3 protein-coding genes are annotated in these 1118 nt (G+C 32.4%); all 3 read left to right on the top strand.

Annotated elements, in window-relative coordinates:
* The coding region (locus tag COX95_04325; protein ID PIZ85377.1) for a hypothetical protein at positions 1-218 on the top strand (218 nt) is incomplete at its 5' end.
* 128 nt (positions 219-346) lie between these two features.
* On the top strand, positions 347-649 hold the full coding sequence (locus tag COX95_04320; GenBank protein ID PIZ85376.1) for a hypothetical protein: 303 nt from the start codon (positions 347-349) through the stop codon (positions 647-649).
* Positions 646-1059 carry a hypothetical protein gene (locus COX95_04315; GenBank protein ID PIZ85375.1) on the top strand — a complete coding sequence of 138 codons (414 nt, stop codon included), beginning with the start codon at positions 646-648 and terminating at the stop codon, positions 1057-1059. The genes COX95_04320 and COX95_04315 overlap by 4 nt, the downstream gene beginning before the upstream one ends.
* Positions 1060-1118: the final 59 nt, after the last annotated feature.

Raw genomic sequence — 1118 nt, 5'->3', positions numbered from 1 at the left:
AATCTGCTCAAGCCGCAAGCCCTGAAAACGTAAACAAAGACGAACAAAAAGATGATCAATCGAAGAATGAACAAAGCGCGCAGACTAAAGGAAGAAACAACCTGTTCTTATTGTCGATTCTGCTTCTAGTGTTTGGTGTTTCGGGATATTATTATTACAGCTTGAATCCGGAAAAATTCAAAAACTTAAAGTTTCCAAAACTCCCTGGGATTAAATAGCATAAACTGAATTGTAAAAATTGAATAAAGGGTCGTTCTGGTAGTTATGACAGAACGACCCTTTATGTGTTTCTCGTTTGATTATCAATCTCAAAAATGTTATTTTTAAAATGAATAAAGGATTACCTATGAGCAGATTAGTACGTTTTATGATTATGCTTTTTGAATTTGTTATGATGTTCTTTTTCTGGTTAGGAACAGTATCTTTTTTTGATCAAGGCTCTACTGGATGCATATTTCAGAGTTTTAGTAGTAGGTCCAGCGATAGTTTTGAACAATGTATCAATAGTCTGCCATTTTTTCAAAAGATTTTAGCAAATCATCAAACAGCAGTAATGGTCGTCACTTTTATTGCTTGGCTATTATTGCTATTTTTAGTTTACTATTTTCAAGATAAATACTTATTAAAACAGGTAAATAAGAAAATATGAAAATTCCTTCGCCAGATTTTCTAAGATCAAGATGGTTTTTAGTGCTAGGGCTTATTGTGGTAGGTTACGTATTTTTTATGCTTGGCAAGATGATCTGGCAGAATTATCAGGTAAATCAGCATATTAACAATCTACAAAAAGAAGTTTTAGAAGTAGAAAGAGAAAATCAAAAATTATCAGATTTAATCGCGTTTTTTCAGACTGAAACCTTCAAAGAAAAGGAAGCCAAAGAAAAATTAGGCATGGTAAAACCTGGCGAAAAAGTTTTAGTATTTCCGGATGCTGAAAACAACGAAAAAAGCATAACAGATCAGATTGATGATACTAAAACCAAAAAGGAATCTGAGCAGCTTCCCAATTATGTTAAATGGTGGAACTTTTTCTTTAAAAGCAGTGATATTAATAGGTGAATAAGTTACGAAACATTTGAGACTCCTGCAAATAACTAAGGAGTTTCCAATATGCATAT

Source organism: bacterium CG_4_10_14_0_2_um_filter_33_32 (assembly GCA_002792735.1).
Taxonomy (GTDB): domain Bacteria; phylum Patescibacteriota; class CPR2_A; order CG2-30-33-46; family CG2-30-33-46; genus CG2-30-33-46.
Note: the sequence above shows the minus strand (reverse complement) of the source record. Positions and strands in the feature narration are given on the sequence as shown.

Bases quoted from the DNA above. Each gene is read 5' to 3' on its own strand.
- COX95_04320 (PIZ85376.1), top strand. From the start codon at position 347: ATGAGCAGATTAGTACGTTTTATGATTATGCTTTTTGAATTTGTTATG.
- COX95_04315 (PIZ85375.1), top strand. From the start codon at position 646: ATGAAAATTCCTTCGCCAGATTTTCTAAGATCAAGATGGTTTTTAGTG.